Source organism: Herpetosiphonaceae bacterium, assembly GCA_036374795.1.
GTDB lineage: Bacteria > Chloroflexota > Chloroflexia > Chloroflexales > Kallotenuaceae > LB3-1.
On sequence record DASUTC010000205.1, the window covers coordinates 1 to 1300 of the forward strand.

The following is a 1300-nucleotide window of genomic DNA, read 5'->3' on the forward strand; positions in this document are numbered from 1 at the left end:
CGCGATAGAGCTGAACCAGCTCACGCAGCAAGACCTGCATCGACCAGCCATCGGCGATGATGTGATGCAGGTTCAGCAGCAGCACGTGCGTCTCCGCGTCCATCCCGAAGAGCGTCGCCCGCAGCAGCGGTCCGGTCGCCAGCACAAAGGGTTGCTGGACCTCGGCGGCGAGCAGGGTTTGGACCTGCCCTTCACGCGCGGCGGCGTCGGTCCCAGCCACGACGACATAACGCAGGGCGAGCGGCTGGGCGGGCGCGATCTGCTGGACGGGGGTGTCGCCGACGAGGCCGAAGGCCGTGCGCAAGGACTCATGGCGGGCGACAAGGGCATCGAGGCTGTGCTGGAGCGCGGCGCGATCGAGGGGACCGTGAAGGCGCAGGGCGATCGGCATGGCGTAGGCCCGGCTGCCCGGCTCCAACTGGTCCAAGAACCACAAGCGCTGCTGCGCAAACGACAGCGGCAGCACCTGCTCCCGGCTTGCGCGCTTCATGACAGGAATAGCCTCAGGGCTTTCGCCGCGCGCATCCGCGATCCGGCGGGCCAATTCCTCGATCGTTGGAGCATCGAAGAGGCTGCGCACCGGTATCTCAAGTTGAAAAGCCGCGCGCACTCGCGAGATAACCTGCGTGGCAAGCAGGGAATGACCGCCGAGGGCAAAGAAGTTGTCGCGCACGCCGACGCGCGGCAGGCGCAGCACGTCCGCCCAGATGCCCGCCAGCAGCTCTTCCAGCGGCGTGCCCGGCGCGACCAGCGCGGCGTCCAGTGCCGCATCCTCGCGCTCCGGCAGCGGCAGCCCTTGGCGGTCGATCTTGCCGTTGGGCGTTTGCGGCCACGCCGTCACGGGCACGATCGCGTGCGGCAGCATGTAGCTCGGCAGCCGTGCGCGCAAGAACGCGCGCAGCGCCGCCAGGTCCAGCGTCGGCGCCGCCGCGACGACATAGGCCACCAACTGCGGCGTGTCGCGCTCGCTGCGCAGCAGCACCAGCCCATCCGCAACCCCCGGAAACGCCCGCAACTGCGCCGCGATCTGCTCCAGCTCGATGCGGTAGCCGCGCAGCTTGACCTGCTGGTCGCGCCGCCCGACGAAGACCAGCCGCCCGGCGGCATCACTCCGCGCCAGGTCGCCCGTGCGGTAGAGCCGCGCGCCCGGTTCCTGGGCGAAGGGATTGGGCAGGAAGCGCTCGGCGGTGAGGTCGGGGCGGTGATGGTAGCCGCGCGCGAGGCCGATACCGCCGAGGTACAGCTCACCGACCACGCCGGGCGGCACCGGCTCCCCCTGGGCATCGAGCAGATAGAGCTG

1 protein-coding gene is annotated in these 1300 nt (G+C 70.1%); it reads right to left on the minus strand.

Annotated features, from left to right (window positions below; genetic code table 11):
• A partial coding sequence (locus tag VFZ66_15615) for a condensation domain-containing protein (GenBank protein ID HEX6290617.1) occupies positions 1-1300 on the minus strand: 1300 nt, incomplete at both ends.